Origin of the sequence: Halopseudomonas xiamenensis, assembly GCF_014219065.1 — a bacterium.
Lineage (GTDB): Bacteria > Pseudomonadota > Gammaproteobacteria > Pseudomonadales > Pseudomonadaceae > Halopseudomonas > Halopseudomonas xiamenensis.
This window is the reverse complement of record NZ_JACLGO010000003.1, coordinates 56,537-70,152: the sequence shown is the minus strand read 5'-3', so window position 1 is coordinate 70,152 and position 13,616 is coordinate 56,537. Positions and strand designations below refer to the sequence as shown.

Genomic DNA, 13,616 nt, shown 5'->3' with positions numbered 1-13,616 from the left:
TTCATGCGTAGTCTTTTCGTTCTTGCTGTTGCCTGCCTGCTGTCCGCCTGTGCCCAGCAGTCCCATGTGCAACTTTATCCCGGCTCGCCATTGCCAGGTGCGCAGGTACTCACGGTGGTGGTGCCTAATGAGCTGGAGGTGCAGAGCATCAATGGCCAGCAGATTGCCGCTGCCAACTGGACCTTTGGGACTGGCGAAAAACGTCTGGACCTGCAGCCGGGAGCCTACCAGATCAACGCTTTTTACAAGAACGGTTTTGATATCGACGGCGGCATGAGCCATGAAGTGGTGCGTGGACGTACTGGCGTATTCAGCATCGATGGCCAGGCTGGCGAGCTGTGGAAGCTGCAGTTCAATCAACCGCAGAGCCTGCAACAGGCCAAGGTTTTCGAAAGCGAATTCAATGCCTGGGCGGTGAACACTCGTACCGGCGAGCGCCATGCGGCGGCGGTCGGACAGCGTAATAATTCATTGATTAACAATCTACTGGGCACTGCCGAACCAACTGATCAGCAATCCAGCGTGGCACCGCTGGACTCGGCCACCGCCAGCACGCCGGTAGCGATAGCTCCGGCACAAGGCGCCATCGCTCCGCTGCCCACCACAGTGGCCAGCGAGACCCTGCCACACAATGACGCCACCCTGACTACCCTGCAGCAGATGTGGCAACTGCTCAGCCCGCAGAGCCGTGCAGCCTTCCTCGAGTGGGCGCAGCAGTAAGCCTGTGGTACCAGGGGAGGGCGCAAGGCTCTCCCTTCATCCTCTGCCTTGTGGCATGCTGTCGGCCATGCTTATCCGTCAGTTGAACCATATAGGCGATATCGATCCGGTCCGTTGGGATGCCCTGGTGCCCACCGGCTATCCCTTCCTTCGCCATGCCTTCCTCGCCGCCCTGGAGAACAGTGGCTCGGTGACGCCCGCGCACGGTTGGGTGCCCATGCATCTGGTGGTCGAGAACCCCGATGGCAGCCTGCAGGCGGCGCTGCCGCTGTATCGCAAGATGCATTCCTGGGGCGAATATGTATTCGACTTCCAGTGGGCGCAGGCCTGGGAGCGGGCCGGGCGGGACTACTATCCGAAGCTGACCGCCGCCATTCCATTCTCACCGGTGCAAGGACCTCGGCTGTTGGCGCGTTGCCCGGACAGCCGGGGGCTGATCATCGACTGGCTGGAACATCAGTTGCTGGATGGTGCGGTCAGCGGTGCGCACTTGCTGTTCAACAGTGGTGAGGAGAACCGGGAGCTGCAGACTGCGGGTTGGGTACAGCGCCTGGGTTGCCAGTTCCACTGGTTCAATCAAGGCTACGGCAGTTTCGATGACTTCCTGGCCGCGTGCAATTCCCGCAAGCGCAAGAATTTTCGCAAGGAGCGCCAGAGTGTCGCCGCCCAGGGCATCGGGTTTGAGTGGCTGTGCGGTGCGCAGGTCACCGCGGCCGATTGGCAGCGATTCTATCCGTTCTACGCCGCGACCTACCTCAAGCGCGGCCGCCAGCCCTATCTGACGCCGGCGTTCTTCCAGCAGCTGTCGGCAGGGATGGCTGATTCAATCCGGCTGCTGTTTGCCCGCGATCAGGGACGGGACGTGGCCGGTGCACTGTTCCTGGTTGGAGCGGATACCCTGTATGGGCGCTACTGGGGCTGTCTGGAGGAGTATGACCGGCTGCATTTCGAGACCTGTTTCTACCAGGGCATGGAGCGCTGCATTGCCGAGGGGTTGAGCCGTTTCGATGCCGGCGCCCAGGGCGAGCACAAGCTGCTGCGCGGCTTCGAGCCGGTGCTGACCCAGTCGTGGCATCGGTTGCAGCCGGGACTGCATGAGGCAGTGGCGGACTTCCTGGTGCAGGAAGGCGAGGGGATGAGGGCCTATCGGCAGGATGCCATGGACTACTTGCCCTATCGTCGGGAAGACTGATCCGCCCGACGATGGGTGCGGGACTTACTCGGCGGTCTCGACGCGCTTGGCGCTGTTGATGATCACCGGGTTGCGCGGTACGTCGCCATGGCCGTTCTGGGTGCCGGTCGGTACCTTGCCGATGGTTTCCACCACATGCTCGCCGCTGACCACCTTGCCGAACACGGCATAGCCGAAGTCGCGGCCGCCATGGTTGAGGAAATCGTTGTTGTTGAGGTTGATGAAGAACTGGCTGGTGGCGCTGTCGCGCACTTGGGTACGGGCCATGGCAACGGTGTAGCGGTTGTTCTTCAGGCCATTATCCGCCTCGTTCTTGATCGGCTGGCCGACGGCGCGCTGGCGCATGTCGGGAGTGAAGCCGCCGCCCTGGATCATGAACCCGGGGATCACGCGGTGAAAGATCAGGCCGTCGTAGTGACCGGCATCGGCATAACGCAGGAAGTTCTCCACCGAAATCGGCGCCTGCTCGGCATTCAGCTCGAGTTCGATATCCCCGTGGCTGGTGCTGAGCAGCACGCGGGGGTTGTCCGCCAGGGCGGTCGAGGCGGCGAGCAGCAGGGCGCAGGTTCCGATCAGTTGTTTCAGCATGCTTGGCTCCATGGGCAAGAGGATGACGCGCAGCGCGTCAGGTCAGGATCTGGTTGGCGATGAGTGTAAGCACAAGCGCGCCCGGGCACAACGAGCGCGGGCATATCCGCTGTGGCGCTCAGGCGTCATGCGAATGCTGGATGATCAGGTCCGCCAGTATGCGGGTGGCTGGTCCCAGTGGTTTGTCCTTGTTGGCATAGAGGAACATGTAGGCGTTGCGCTGGCCGCCCTGGTCCAGCGGCAGTGCCTTCAGGCTGCCCTGGGCCAGTTGCGCCGCGATCTCGTGCCGGGGCAGCCAGGCAAAGCCCAGGCCCTGGGATATCAGCTTGGTTGCGGTGCTCATGCTGGTGACCGTCCAGCGATGCTCGGCGCCGAGCCAGCCCTCGTTCCGCGGCTGGCGCCGCCCGGAATCACGAATGACCACCTGCAGGTGGGTTTCCAGGTCGCTGTGGGTCAGGCTGCGGTTGAGCTGTTGCAGAGGGTGCTGGGGGTGGGCCACGGCGATGAACTCGATGGAGTTGAGCTGCTGCGGCAGATAGCCGGCGATGCTGATGCCGGAGATGGCCAGGTCGGCACTGCCATTGAGCAGGCATTCCTCGACGCCGGAGAGGACCTCTTCACGTAATTGCACGCGGCACCCCTGGCTCTGTGGCATGAAGGCGCCCAGGGCACTGGCCAGGCGTTCGGCGGGGTAGGCGGCATCGACTACCAGCTGCACCTCGGCTTCCCAGCCCTGGTCCATGTTCCAGGCCAGTTGCTCCAGCTGGCTGGCTTCCTTGAGCAGATGCCGGGAGCGCCGCAGCAGGGCGCCGCCGGCATCGGTCAGCACGGCCTTGCGCCCGGATATCTCCAGCAGCGGTACGCCGAGCTGTTCCTGCATGCGCGCGACCGTGTAGCTGACCGAGGACTGTGAGCGGTGCAATGCCTCGGCGGCCTGGGCAAAGCCACCATGATCGACGACCGCCTGCAGGGTGCGCCATTGTTCAAGGGTGACGCGTGGTGCTTTCATCAATGGTTTCTCTGGCCTATGGTGAATGGGCAGCATGACTGCGAGGATGAATGCAATGTATCAATTTTTACTGGTCATCGGCATAGCGCTGCTCCTGCCATCGTCAGCCTGGGCCTTTCCCATCGACGTGGAGTTGCAACCGGGCGCCGAGCAGCTATCGGTGCGGACTACCGACCTGAGCAATCTGGCCGCGCTGACGCTGCGCAACAATGGCGAGGTGACGCTGCAGTGCCAGGTGACCTTCGTCAATGGACCGGAACGGCCAGCGCCGCGGCGGTTGCGTCTGCAGCCGGACGCAGAGGCGACGGTCAGTCAGTTCTTTCGGCGGGCGATCAACCGGGTGCGGGTGGATATAGATTGCGCAGTGGAGGAGGGAAAATAAAAAACCCGGCATGGCCGGGTTTCAGTATCTGGCTCCGCGACCAGGACTCGAACCTGGGACCCAATGATTAACAGTCATTTGCTCTGCAGAGCAGGGCAGGCGGGCCAGGGCAGGGCTTGTACGCGGCAAACGACGCAAGTGATCACGTATTCCATTCCTCCTACGGAGTACGTGAAATGCAGGTATACACAGTCTTATCGACCAAGGGTGGTGTCGGCAAAAGCACCACCTGCGCTCACCTCGGCGGTCTGCTGGCCGACGCATCTCTCAGGGTGCTGCTGATTGATCTCGACAATCAGCCGACACTGTCCAGCTACTATCAGCTTGAAGCGGAGGCGCCTGGCGGTACCTATGAGCTGATAGCGCTCAACCAGACCGCAAGCGAGCAGGTGGTATCCAGAACCGTTATCAGCGGTCTGGATATCGTCGTATCCAACGACTACCACGCGCAGCTACCCCAGCTTCTGCTGGCTGCACCGGATGGCCGTTTCCGGTTATCCAACCTCATACGACAGTTCGAATCACGCTATGACGTGGTCATTCTCGACACCCAGGGCGCAAGGTCGATCGTCCTGGAAGCGGCTGTCCTTGCCGCTGATCATGCATTGTCTCCCATCACGCCTGAGCTCTTGTCAGCACGCGAGTTCATCAGGGGCACGCTTGGGATGCTGGAGGAGCTGGAGGTACTTACCCAATACACCAACCTGGTTGTGCCTAAAGTGTCTTTGCTGATCAACAGGCTGGATGAAACGCGGGATGCCCGTGAGGTGAGTGCCGGCCTGTATCAGATGTTCTCTGCCGACACAGATGCCCGAGTTCAGGTTATGTCGGCACCACTCAGGCATTTGACTGCTTTCAGGCAGGCTGCGGCGCTCGGCCAGCCTATCCATCGTTTTGAGCCTACCAAGCCCGCTGGACGCAAGTCACCCGCCGGTGCAGATCAGATACGAGCGGTGGCCATGGAGCTGAACCCGGAGTGGTGTCCGCTCCTGCAGGTAGAGGCCAATCAAACAGTGGGGGGCGCAAGCGATGCAATCCACTGAGTCGAAAAAACGTGTCACCCAGGATGTTGGACGGTTGCCGCCTCACTCGGTCGAGGCCGAGCAGGCGGTATTGGGTGGTCTGCTGCTCTGCAATGACGCCTGGGACAACGTATGCGAGATCATAACTGCGACTGACGCTTTCTATGTGCCGGAGCACCGGGTGCTCTGGAAGGCGATCCAGGGGTTGGTCACGCGGAGCCTCCCTTTTGATGTTGTGACGGTGGCGGAATACCTGAGTCCGGACGAAAGCAAGCTGTTGGACTTGAGCTACCTGGGCAACCTTGTTCAGAACACGCCATCCACTGCGAATATTCATGTCTATGCACAGATCATCAGGGACCGCTTTCAACTACGTCAGTTGATGTTGATCGGCGCCGATCTCAGTCATGAGGCGGGGGCAGGGGATTTGCCTGGGGTGGAACTGGTCGAGCAGGCTGAAAAGCGGCTGGCCAGTCTGGTTGAATCACCAGGCAAAAACTACATTCCTTTGTCAAAGACGCTGGCCGAGGCCATTGACCATATTGATCACAGCTTCAACAAGGGTGATGGAATCACCGGAGTCTCCACTGGCTTTGTGGATCTGGACAAAGAGACTGCGGGGTTGCAACCCGCAGACCTGATTATTGTCGCCGGACGCCCTTCAATGGGGAAAACCACCTTCGGTGTGAACCTGGTTGAGAATGCGCTGACCGCAAGGGCGGAGCAGCCAGCATTTATTTTCAGCCTGGAGATGCCCAGAGAGCAGTTGGTTATGCGCCTGCTGGCCAGCATAGGCAAGATCAACCTGCAGCGTTTGAGAACAGGCCAACTGGAAGATGACGATTGGCCAAAGCTGACGCTGGCTGCCACTAAGCTCAAGCAGCTGGAAGACCGGCTGATCATCGACGACGAGGGCGGCTTGTCGGCCAGCGCACTCAAGGCCAGGGCACGCCGCTTTGCACGTCGCTTTGGTAAGCCTTCACTGATCATGGTGGACTACCTGCAGCTGATGCAGGAGCCGGGCAGAGAGAACCGCAATCTGGAGATTGCATCGATCAGCATGGCCTTGAAACAACTGGCCAAGGAGTTGGGTGCGCCGGTAGTGGCTTTGTCCCAGCTCAACCGTTCTGTCGATCAGCGCCCCAATAAGCGTCCTACCAATTCAGATCTGCGTGACTCCGGCTCCATCGAGCAGGACGCTGACGTGATCATGTTCGTGTACCGGGATGAGGTTTACCACCCCGATACGCCGGATGGTGGAACTGCTGAAATCATCATTGGTAAGCAGCGCAATGGGCCGATTGGCACTGTTCGACTGGCATTCAATGGCAACTGCACCCGCTTCGACTCTTTGGAATTCAAGCATCGGGAGGGATTCTGATATGGCCAAATCATCAAGAAGCATTACCACCGATCAGGTACTGGACGCAGCTAAGTTCCTCAGTTCTCAGGACCTTCGTTCCATGCAGTCCCGGCTGACCACCACCGGTAAAGAGCTGGCCAAGCTAGCGGAAACATCATCGCTGAACAGTCTGCTGAGTAACGAAGAGAAGGCTGTGCTTCAACGGGCAGCGGGAGTGGTGAACACTGTCAATGCCCGCATTGCTCACGCCAAGGAAAAGAAGCAGCGTGATGAGAAAAAACGAGAAGCGGCTTTCAAAGCCAGACATGCGGAAGCTCGGAAGCTTGCGCTCCAACGCTTTCCATTGCCGACGGTCAATTCCGTTGAGCAAGGCGTTGAGGTTATCAGGGTGGCTCTTGTCCTCAACCATCTGAGGGTATTGCACTATTTTAACACTGCTGATCAGTTCGCCGAAAAGTGGATATCCAGGGCCAGGCATACACCGACCAACGGAGACAGAGCCAGCCGCCTGCGACGCGAGCTTATGTTCCTTGCAAGTGAAATTCTGCGGAGCGTGGAAGACGCACTGGCCAACCCTCCCGATGATGATCAACGAGATCTCAGAGCGCTTCTCGACATCCTGATGGCGAAGGCAGATGAAGTACGCCCACAGGTGCTGGAACAACAATCGGCGGTCATTGAATCCTGGACCGCAGCGCTGACTGAGGTGGGGGTGGGCAATGACTAAATCATCCACGTCTTTTCGTCTAAGCCACTGGTGCCGCAACTGCGACCGACATCTGACTGAGCTGCAAGCACGAATTGTTTTCCCTGGGGAACGCGCTCATAAGACCAGGTCAACGCTATGGGGTTGTCCTTACTGCCACTCCCATGAGGTTGAGAAACTTCGGGAGGTGCGAGCATGAACAGCGTGAGCACACTCGGAAAGCTGAAAAAACCTCTCCAGGAGCTGGCTGACTTCGCCATCAGCCTGGGCTGGCAGGTGAGCCGTACCAGAGGCGGTCATATTCGGTTCACCAAGCCGGGTTATCCCCCCATTTACACCTCATCCACGCCAAGTGACCCGCGAGCCGCGCTTAATGCTCGAGCATTATTGCGTCGCGCCAAATGCCGCCAGGCGAGGAGGGCATTGTCATGATTCCAGATCGCATTATGCGCAAGATCGAGCGTTGCCTTGCCCTGTCATCCAGTGCCAATGCCAACGAAGCTGGAATTGCGTTACGCCAGGCACAGAAGCTGATGGACGAGTATGGCCTGACCCGCTTGGACGTGGCGGCTTCTTCCATTGAGGAGAAGAGTGTTGGCTCGAAGTCCGGCAAAACGCCACCGAACTACCTTGTGGTGCTGGCCTCAATGGTGGCAGACGGTTTTGGTACCGAGGCCATTTATTCCGTCCGTTACTCCCGGCAAGGCTACATCGGGAGCTGGTCTTTCATTGGCCCTGACGGGAGCCCGCGAATCAGCGGGTACGCCTATACCGTGTTACAGCGCCGGCTGCTTCAGGATCGCAAGCAATACCAGGAATCCCTGCCCGCACGCTTGAAACGTACCACCAAAATCCGCAGGGCCGATGCGTTTGCGGAGGCCTGGCTGGCAGCCGTAAAGAAACAGGTCATCCCAGCCGCACCTACCGAAGAAGCACGGCAGGCGATTGAACATTACCTGTCAAGGCATCACGACAACCTTGAGGATCTTACCGGCAGGGCAACTGGTGAACTTCGCCGGCATGACCGCTCTGCACTGACAGCGGGGTATGAGGCCGGCCGTTCGGTACAGCTCCATCAGGCAGTAGAACAACGTTACACAGAGGTACTGACCCATGACTGATATTCGATCTTTCCCAAACAAGATGGCAGCGGATACTCGTTTCCAGTGCCAGTACTTTCTCTGTGTTGAGCTGGACCCGACATTAGCCATGAAACAGTTGGTTGAGCCAGCAAACGCATGCTCCAAATTGCTGCAGCAGTTACTCAACGATCACGCATTGAAGGATGGTGAGGCCTGGCAGTATGAGCTGGAAGATGTACGCATGATCCTCCAGGCAGTGCGTAATCCTTTGACAAGTGAGCAGGACCGGCGCCGCTGGGTGCTTCTGGAACTGCAGGAGCAACCAGACTTCGAGCTGTATGCCATTGCAATCGACGGCGTGGCCACGGTACTGAATCAGCTGACGAATGTGCCGGACTGGGATGAGATGGTCGCCGGCCGCCAGCTGGTACTCGCTCTGAATGATTTGCACGACAGGATCATGACTGCGGTACATCCAGATGGTCAGGCGCTGTTGGAAAATCAGCAATTGGTAAGGGGACTGTGATGAGCAAGAACCTTTCCACTGCAGATTACATGGCGAAGCTGCAACAGCCTGGTCCAGCGTTACGGACAAAGCAGGTAGACAAACTGACAGCGCCGCTGGCCGAGATGGCCATGCAGATAACGCTGGACCAGGTGCGTCCCTATGATCGCAACCCGCGTACCCAGCGCAACTCGAAATATGATGAGATCAAGGAGTCCATCCGCGAGGTAGGACTGAAACAGCCGCCGCCCATCACCCAGCGACCGGGTGATGACAAGTTCATGATTTCCGATGGTGGCAATACCCGCCTGTCAATCCTGAATGAGCTGTACCAGGAAACGGGAGATGAAAAATACTACCGCTTCTGGTGTGTATATCGGCCTTGGCAGTCGGAGCTGGCCACCATGGCCGGGCACCTGTCCGAGAACGAAAACCGCTCGGACCTGACCTGGATTGATAAGGCTTTGGGGGTGGCGAGGCTCAAGCAAATGCTGGAGGAGGAAGCGGATCAGGATTTGTCGCAGCGTGAATTGGCCAGACGGTTTCTCGAACTGGGCTTTTCCGTCAGTCAAAGCCATATCAGCCGCATGCTTTATACCGTTGAGCATTTCTGGCCGACATTGCCAACTACCTTGAAAAGTGGCTTGGGGCAGCCGCAGATCCAGAAGCTGATCGCCTACCGCGAAGCCTGCCTGGAAATCTGGAAGCGCTGCGACGCCAAGCCGGTGGAAGAGTTTGATCCGGCCTGGCATGAGATCCTCGGACAGTTTGACTATGAGGAGCAGACCGAGCTGCCCTGGTCGATCGTTGAGGATCGTCTGTTGGGCATGCTGGAGGATCACTCAGGTGCACACCTGCATACGCTCGATTGGTGCCTCAGGCGCTTACTGGAGTGCAGGAAGCGGCGCCAGAGCATTGATGACCCAGAAATCTGGCATCCATTGGTTGTGGAGATGGAGCGGGTGCGTGACCCTTCGGCGCATCCATTGAAATTCTACCCGCCGTTGCCGGGTGAGGAGGAGGAAGCGCCCAGGCGCGAGCGCAAACCGCGTCAGGAAGAACAGGGACAGGCAGAAGAAGGTGCTCCTGTCACTGAACCTCCGGGGAATGCCCTCCCCAGCACGCAGAACGAAGATGAGGAAGAGAAAGCCCGTCTGCAGGCGGAGATCGAGCAACTGCGTAAGGAAAAAGAGCAACTGCTTCGACGTGCGCCGGTTCCCTCGCCGAGTGTGGTGATCGGAGAGGGAGTGGGTTCGACGGACGCTGAGCTGGATAACGATGCGGAAGCACTGGTATGGGAAGCTGGCCAGCAGCCTGCGACCATTGACTCGGCAATGACGGGCGAATATCAGGATGAACGCTCAGATGAGCAGCGCATCGCTGACTTGACGCTGTCTCCTGTCATCGAATCCGAGAGCAAGCGCAAGATGCGTCACGCAGTTGCGGAGTTGCAGGGAGGCAAGGCGGGCAACTTTGAGGACTTTGCTGTTCAGGCAATTCCCCTGATGTCCGCCGGCCCACTGACGGCGGTGACCGATATCTGGTGGATCGATGATCATGGTAAGGATCCGCGTACGCTGCGGTTCCTGATTTTCCGTCTGGCGATGGCGATTGGGCAATGGGCAGGTTTTCCACTAACGGACACCCCCGAGGGGGATGCGCCGCTGCAGCGCAATCAGCAGGAAGGTATTGGTTATGAGCTATATCCCCTGGCCGGCGAGCTGGAGCATAGTCTGGTCGCCCAGCGTGTCTGGCAGCTGTTGGCAGCCCTGAAAGGGGAAATGCAACCGCTTTATCCCTCTGACATTACCTTGCTTGGCGAACTGCTGGGAACCACCGATAACGAAGGCTTCATGCCAGATGAGGTTCTGATCCGGCTGTTCCGTCTGATTCGCCTGGTGCGTGTTCTGCACTCGCTTGATAAAGGAGAGTCCTGATATGGATAGCGTCGTGACATTGTCCATTCTTCGTCAGGCCATCACCTATGTGCGTGAAGGCAATATGCGCCGCGCCAGGGCACTGGGCTTTACTGACTCTGAACTTCGGGAGTTGCGCCGTTTGAGCGCAACCGATGTGGATGCGTTGGCCAGTAGTAACCCGGTCGTATGTAGGCTGTCGGTGGACCATGAGTTGCTTGGCGGTGTGTTTCGCCGTTTGAGTACAGATGTGGACCGAGAGCAGACGATTGACCGCTGCCTGATGCTGGGTGCATCAGTGCAGATGATGTATTCCTTCTTCGGCCTGACTGGCAATGACTGTTCGACCCGGCGGGCGTTGCTCGGTCTGGAGTCAAGGCAGGGGCGTCTGGCTATGCCTTCGGAAGAAAGCGAGCATGACGCTTATAGAAGGTGGCAGCAGATCTGCGATGTACCTGACGATGTTCGGGCGGCGGATGACATCCAGGGTATGATCGTGCTGGCAGAAGAAACCAACATTCCCCTGGGCGTGGTATGGCAATTGGTGAAGAACTGGAGCCGGGCCATGATCGATTCGCCCAACAGACTCCAGCTGCTGCCTGATGGGGGGCGTGCATGCGCACGGTAGATGACTGGCAGGTGCTGGTAGGTAGGGCCACATCTGCCATCACTCAACGAGCCGATGCGGGTACAACAGAACCATCCACTGGCGAAACACTGGATGGTTTGCTGTTTTTTGGTAATCCGCATGAGACCGTTCCCAGGGCGCTATTGCTGGACAGCAGCCTTGGGGCGGTGGACGTACTGGGGTGGCAGATGATCAGATTGTTATCGACATCTGATCGCACCACAGCCTTTCCTACCTACGATCAGTTGCAACCCCTGTTGAGATCTGCGCCGGGTACCAGCGCTTCCCGCGGCACAGTAGCCCGCGTGATTGCGGTTCTACGCCTGACTCGTTGGCTGAGTCTTTGCCATAAAGCACGGCATGATACCAATGGACGGATCATGGGGAACGTCTATGCGCTGCACGATGAACCTTTGGCAGCGGATGAAGCGACGATGTTGGACCCGACCTACTGCGAGTTTGTTGAGCATTGCCTGGAGCACAGTAACAGTGCCGTGCGAGCTGTTGCCAAACTGGTGCTTGATGAGATGCAGCAAGATGGTGGAGGTCGCTCGGTATCTCGTCTTAATCGCCGGATACAGCGCTTTGCGGAGATGAGCCAGGGTAGGTCACGGAAGGCTCAGGCAAGCGCAGAACAAACCCAGTTCCCAGAGCGAACCAAGATCGAGAACCAGGTGAAATCCCCTAGTTCTCAGAGCGAACTAGGGCAGTTCCCGGACGCTCCGAAGCCTGGTTCGCAGAGAGAACTAAGTGGAAATACGGGGCTTTGCACCCCGGTTCGCTCTGGGAACCAGGACAGTACAGTACAAGTACGTATTTATAAAAATACAAGTACTGTACCGGGCGACCAGGACTTGCTCTGGGATTCAGCTTTGCAGATGAGCGATCAGGAACGCTCTGATCTGACCCCGACACTCGGCCGCCTGGAGCGGGAGACAGCCCAATGGGTACTGGACGAAACCGCTGGCCGTGTGTCGGCGGGCAAGGCGCGGTCACCCAAGGCACTGCTGCGCTCATTGATCAATCTGGCCCTCAAAGGTGAGTTCAAGGTGACGACCTATGCCCATTCGGTACGGAGTGCACGACAACCCATGCCCGCTGTGCCTGTACAACCGAACGGCAATGTCCAACACACCGTTCATGTTACAGAACCTGAGCTACCGAGGATTTCCGCTGAGGAGGCTCATGCCAGCCGACAGAAGCTGTTAGCAGCCATGGGGCTGAGGCGATGATCGCCATACCTGGGAATTGTCTGCAATGGGATTCATGTTTTCCCTATCCAGCAAAAAATGTGATGCGCACAGTGGCGCCACCCATTGCATTTTCATTGTTTACAGGAGCTGGACACTATGGCTGAGATTGCTGTCGGAGCGCTGCGGAGCAAAATCGAGCTGACGCTACATACCTATCATGCTACCCGCACCTGGTGGGGCCGAGGTGTGGAGTCAGGTAAGCCGCAAATCATTGGCATGCGTCAGTACCTCGCTCTGGCAGGTCGAATCCAGCAGAACGCCGCCAAGGATGACCCTTATGCTGATGACTGGATGTTGAGAATTGACGCCAAGCTGGACGAGGTGCGTAGCGTCCTGGACCCGATTTACAAGTGGTCCATGAATATCCTGGCCGATGTGCCAGAAGAATTGAATATCGAAGAGAACATCTCGCAAAAACCGTTCAAGACCGGGGTCTATCCAGGAGGTCAGCAAGGCTGGCAGGGCATTCACTTGCTTATCCGCTATGACCGGGTGGTGCGGAATATCTTGCTGGCCCAGCACATTGCCATGATCACCCGCGATGAAGCTCATGAAAAGCTCAGGCTGAGCGGCAACGCTATCCGTTCCCTGTGTACCAGCACCCAGCGTTACCCCGGCCTGAGCGGTACAACCCGTGATGATTTTGCGGCCCAGAATGCCAGGGCGAGAGCAGCTATCGAGAAGTGGGGGGAGCTGCACCCCGATGTGTTGTCGGGCGTTCGTCGCAGTCCATATGCCCCCATTACTCGTACACCAGTTACGACTGAGATCAGTTCACGCAGTGCTGATACAAAGGCAGCAGAACCGGACCTGGATCAGTTGCAGCTGGAGGTTCAGGCTGCGAAACCCGAAGAGACTGGTTCAGGTCAGGGGTTATTGGGGGAGGGTGATGAGCTTGAGTGATGCGAGTCGCATCACTGGTGACTGGAATGAGGGTTTTGGTCACGGTTGATGCGAGTCGCATCACTGGTGACTGGAATGAGGGTTTTGGTCACGGTTGATGGAGGGTCCATCGCTGGTGACTGGAATGAGGGTTTTGGTCACGGTTGATGGAGGGTCCATCGCTGGTGACTGGAACGAGGGTTTTGGTCACGGTTGATGGAGGGTCCATCGCTGGTGACTGGAACGAGGGTTTTGGTCACGGTTGATGGAGGGTCCATCGCTGGTGACTGGAACGAGGTTTGTGGTCACAGCTGATGCCAGTGGCATCACTAGATCGCTGTGAATTAAACGGGTAGATACTCGGAGCT

General features: G+C 58.2%; 15 protein-coding genes and 1 tRNA gene. 13 read left to right on the top strand and 3 right to left on the bottom strand.

Annotated features, from left to right (window positions below; translation table 11 throughout):
• Positions 1-3 precede the first annotated feature (3 nt).
• Both H6X51_RS02910 and H6X51_RS02905 read left to right on the top strand, forming a co-directional pair.
• Positions 4-720 carry a DUF2057 family protein gene (locus H6X51_RS02910; RefSeq protein WP_185266013.1) on the top strand — a complete coding sequence of 239 codons (717 nt, stop codon included), beginning with the start codon at positions 4-6 and terminating at the stop codon, positions 718-720.
• A 67-nt stretch (positions 721-787) separates the two neighbouring features.
• Positions 788-1,912, top strand: coding sequence for a GNAT family N-acetyltransferase (locus H6X51_RS02905; RefSeq protein WP_185266012.1), 1,125 nt, complete (start codon positions 788-790; stop codon positions 1,910-1,912).
• A gap of 24 nt (positions 1,913-1,936) precedes the next feature.
• Here H6X51_RS02905 and H6X51_RS02900 read toward each other — a convergent pair whose 3' ends face one another.
• The gene (locus H6X51_RS02900; RefSeq protein ID WP_185266011.1) at positions 1,937-2,500 is read right to left on the bottom strand and encodes a peptidylprolyl isomerase; all 564 of its coding nucleotides are present in this window, start codon (positions 2,498-2,500) and stop codon (positions 1,937-1,939) included.
• A gap of 118 nt (positions 2,501-2,618) precedes the next feature.
• Positions 2,619-3,509, bottom strand: a complete 891-nt coding sequence (locus tag H6X51_RS02895) for a LysR family transcriptional regulator (protein ID WP_185266010.1) — start codon at positions 3,507-3,509, stop codon at positions 2,619-2,621.
• Positions 3,510-3,564: 55 nt separating this feature from the next.
• On the opposite strand from H6X51_RS02895, the gene H6X51_RS02890 reads away from it, so the two are divergent.
• On the top strand, positions 3,565-3,891 hold the full coding sequence (locus tag H6X51_RS02890; RefSeq protein ID WP_185266009.1) for a 3-phosphoglycerate kinase: 327 nt from the start codon (positions 3,565-3,567) through the stop codon (positions 3,889-3,891).
• 29 nt (positions 3,892-3,920) lie between these two features.
• Here the strand turns inward: H6X51_RS02890 and H6X51_RS02885 are convergent.
• Positions 3,921-3,987, bottom strand: a tRNA-Asn gene (locus H6X51_RS02885).
• A gap of 80 nt (positions 3,988-4,067) precedes the next feature.
• Here H6X51_RS02885 and H6X51_RS02880 point away from each other — a divergent pair.
• The 10 genes from H6X51_RS02880 to H6X51_RS02835 all read left to right on the top strand — a co-directional run bounded on the left by H6X51_RS02880 (position 4,068) and on the right by H6X51_RS02835 (position 13,269).
• Positions 4,068-4,934 carry a ParA family protein gene (locus H6X51_RS02880; protein ID WP_185266008.1) on the top strand — a complete coding sequence of 289 codons (867 nt, stop codon included), beginning with the start codon at positions 4,068-4,070 and terminating at the stop codon, positions 4,932-4,934.
• Positions 4,921-6,294 carry a replicative DNA helicase gene (gene dnaB / locus H6X51_RS02875; protein ID WP_185266007.1) on the top strand — a complete coding sequence of 458 codons (1,374 nt, stop codon included), beginning with the start codon at positions 4,921-4,923 and terminating at the stop codon, positions 6,292-6,294. Before H6X51_RS02880 ends, dnaB begins: the two co-directional genes overlap by 14 nt.
• A 1-nt stretch (position 6,295) precedes the next feature.
• Positions 6,296-7,003: a hypothetical protein gene (locus H6X51_RS02870; RefSeq protein ID WP_185266006.1), complete on the top strand. Its 708-nt coding sequence runs from the start codon at positions 6,296-6,298 to the stop codon at positions 7,001-7,003.
• Between the two features lie 174 nt (positions 7,004-7,177).
• A complete protein-coding gene (locus tag H6X51_RS02865; protein ID WP_185266005.1) occupies positions 7,178-7,414 on the top strand; it encodes a type II toxin-antitoxin system HicA family toxin in 237 nt (78 codons plus the stop codon).
• On the top strand, positions 7,411-8,103 hold the full coding sequence (locus tag H6X51_RS02860) for a DUF2786 domain-containing protein (protein ID WP_185266004.1): 693 nt from the start codon (positions 7,411-7,413) through the stop codon (positions 8,101-8,103). The genes H6X51_RS02865 and H6X51_RS02860 overlap by 4 nt, the downstream gene beginning before the upstream one ends.
• The gene (locus H6X51_RS02855) at positions 8,096-8,590 is read left to right on the top strand and encodes a hypothetical protein (RefSeq protein WP_185266003.1); all 495 of its coding nucleotides are present in this window, start codon (positions 8,096-8,098) and stop codon (positions 8,588-8,590) included. Before H6X51_RS02860 ends, H6X51_RS02855 begins: the two co-directional genes overlap by 8 nt.
• Positions 8,590-10,506 (top strand): ParB family protein, encoded by a 1,917-nt coding sequence (locus H6X51_RS02850; RefSeq protein WP_185266002.1) that lies wholly within the window; start codon positions 8,590-8,592, stop codon positions 10,504-10,506. The genes H6X51_RS02855 and H6X51_RS02850 overlap by 1 nt, the downstream gene beginning before the upstream one ends.
• A 1-nt stretch (position 10,507) precedes the next feature.
• Entirely contained in the window at positions 10,508-11,113 is a 606-nt protein-coding gene (locus H6X51_RS02845; protein WP_185266001.1) for a DUF2857 domain-containing protein, read from the top strand.
• Entirely contained in the window at positions 11,101-12,345 is a 1,245-nt protein-coding gene (locus H6X51_RS02840) for an STY4528 family pathogenicity island replication protein (RefSeq protein WP_185266000.1), read from the top strand. The genes H6X51_RS02845 and H6X51_RS02840 overlap by 13 nt, the downstream gene beginning before the upstream one ends.
• A 117-nt stretch (positions 12,346-12,462) precedes the next feature.
• The gene (locus H6X51_RS02835; RefSeq protein WP_185265999.1) at positions 12,463-13,269 is read left to right on the top strand and encodes a PFL_4669 family integrating conjugative element protein; all 807 of its coding nucleotides are present in this window, start codon (positions 12,463-12,465) and stop codon (positions 13,267-13,269) included.
• The last annotated feature ends 347 nt before the right edge of the window (positions 13,270-13,616 follow it).

Bases quoted from the DNA above. Each gene is read 5' to 3' on its own strand.
- H6X51_RS02910 (WP_185266013.1), top strand. From the start codon at position 4: ATGCGTAGTCTTTTCGTTCTTGCTGTTGCCTGCCTGCTGTCCGCCTGT.
- H6X51_RS02905 (WP_185266012.1), top strand. From the start codon at position 788: ATGCTTATCCGTCAGTTGAACCATATAGGCGATATCGATCCGGTCCGT.
- H6X51_RS02900 (WP_185266011.1), bottom strand. From the start codon at position 2,500: ATGCTGAAACAACTGATCGGAACCTGCGCCCTGCTGCTCGCCGCCTCG.
- H6X51_RS02895 (WP_185266010.1), bottom strand. From the start codon at position 3,509: ATGAAAGCACCACGCGTCACCCTTGAACAATGGCGCACCCTGCAGGCG.
- H6X51_RS02890 (WP_185266009.1), top strand. From the start codon at position 3,565: ATGTATCAATTTTTACTGGTCATCGGCATAGCGCTGCTCCTGCCATCG.
- H6X51_RS02880 (WP_185266008.1), top strand. From the start codon at position 4,068: ATGCAGGTATACACAGTCTTATCGACCAAGGGTGGTGTCGGCAAAAGC.
- dnaB (WP_185266007.1), top strand. From the start codon at position 4,921: ATGCAATCCACTGAGTCGAAAAAACGTGTCACCCAGGATGTTGGACGG.
- H6X51_RS02870 (WP_185266006.1), top strand. From the start codon at position 6,296: ATGGCCAAATCATCAAGAAGCATTACCACCGATCAGGTACTGGACGCA.
- H6X51_RS02865 (WP_185266005.1), top strand. From the start codon at position 7,178: ATGAACAGCGTGAGCACACTCGGAAAGCTGAAAAAACCTCTCCAGGAG.
- H6X51_RS02860 (WP_185266004.1), top strand. From the start codon at position 7,411: ATGATTCCAGATCGCATTATGCGCAAGATCGAGCGTTGCCTTGCCCTG.
- H6X51_RS02855 (WP_185266003.1), top strand. From the start codon at position 8,096: ATGACTGATATTCGATCTTTCCCAAACAAGATGGCAGCGGATACTCGT.
- H6X51_RS02850 (WP_185266002.1), top strand. From the start codon at position 8,590: ATGAGCAAGAACCTTTCCACTGCAGATTACATGGCGAAGCTGCAACAG.
- H6X51_RS02845 (WP_185266001.1), top strand. From the start codon at position 10,508: ATGGATAGCGTCGTGACATTGTCCATTCTTCGTCAGGCCATCACCTAT.
- H6X51_RS02840 (WP_185266000.1), top strand. From the start codon at position 11,101: ATGCGCACGGTAGATGACTGGCAGGTGCTGGTAGGTAGGGCCACATCT.
- H6X51_RS02835 (WP_185265999.1), top strand. From the start codon at position 12,463: ATGGCTGAGATTGCTGTCGGAGCGCTGCGGAGCAAAATCGAGCTGACG.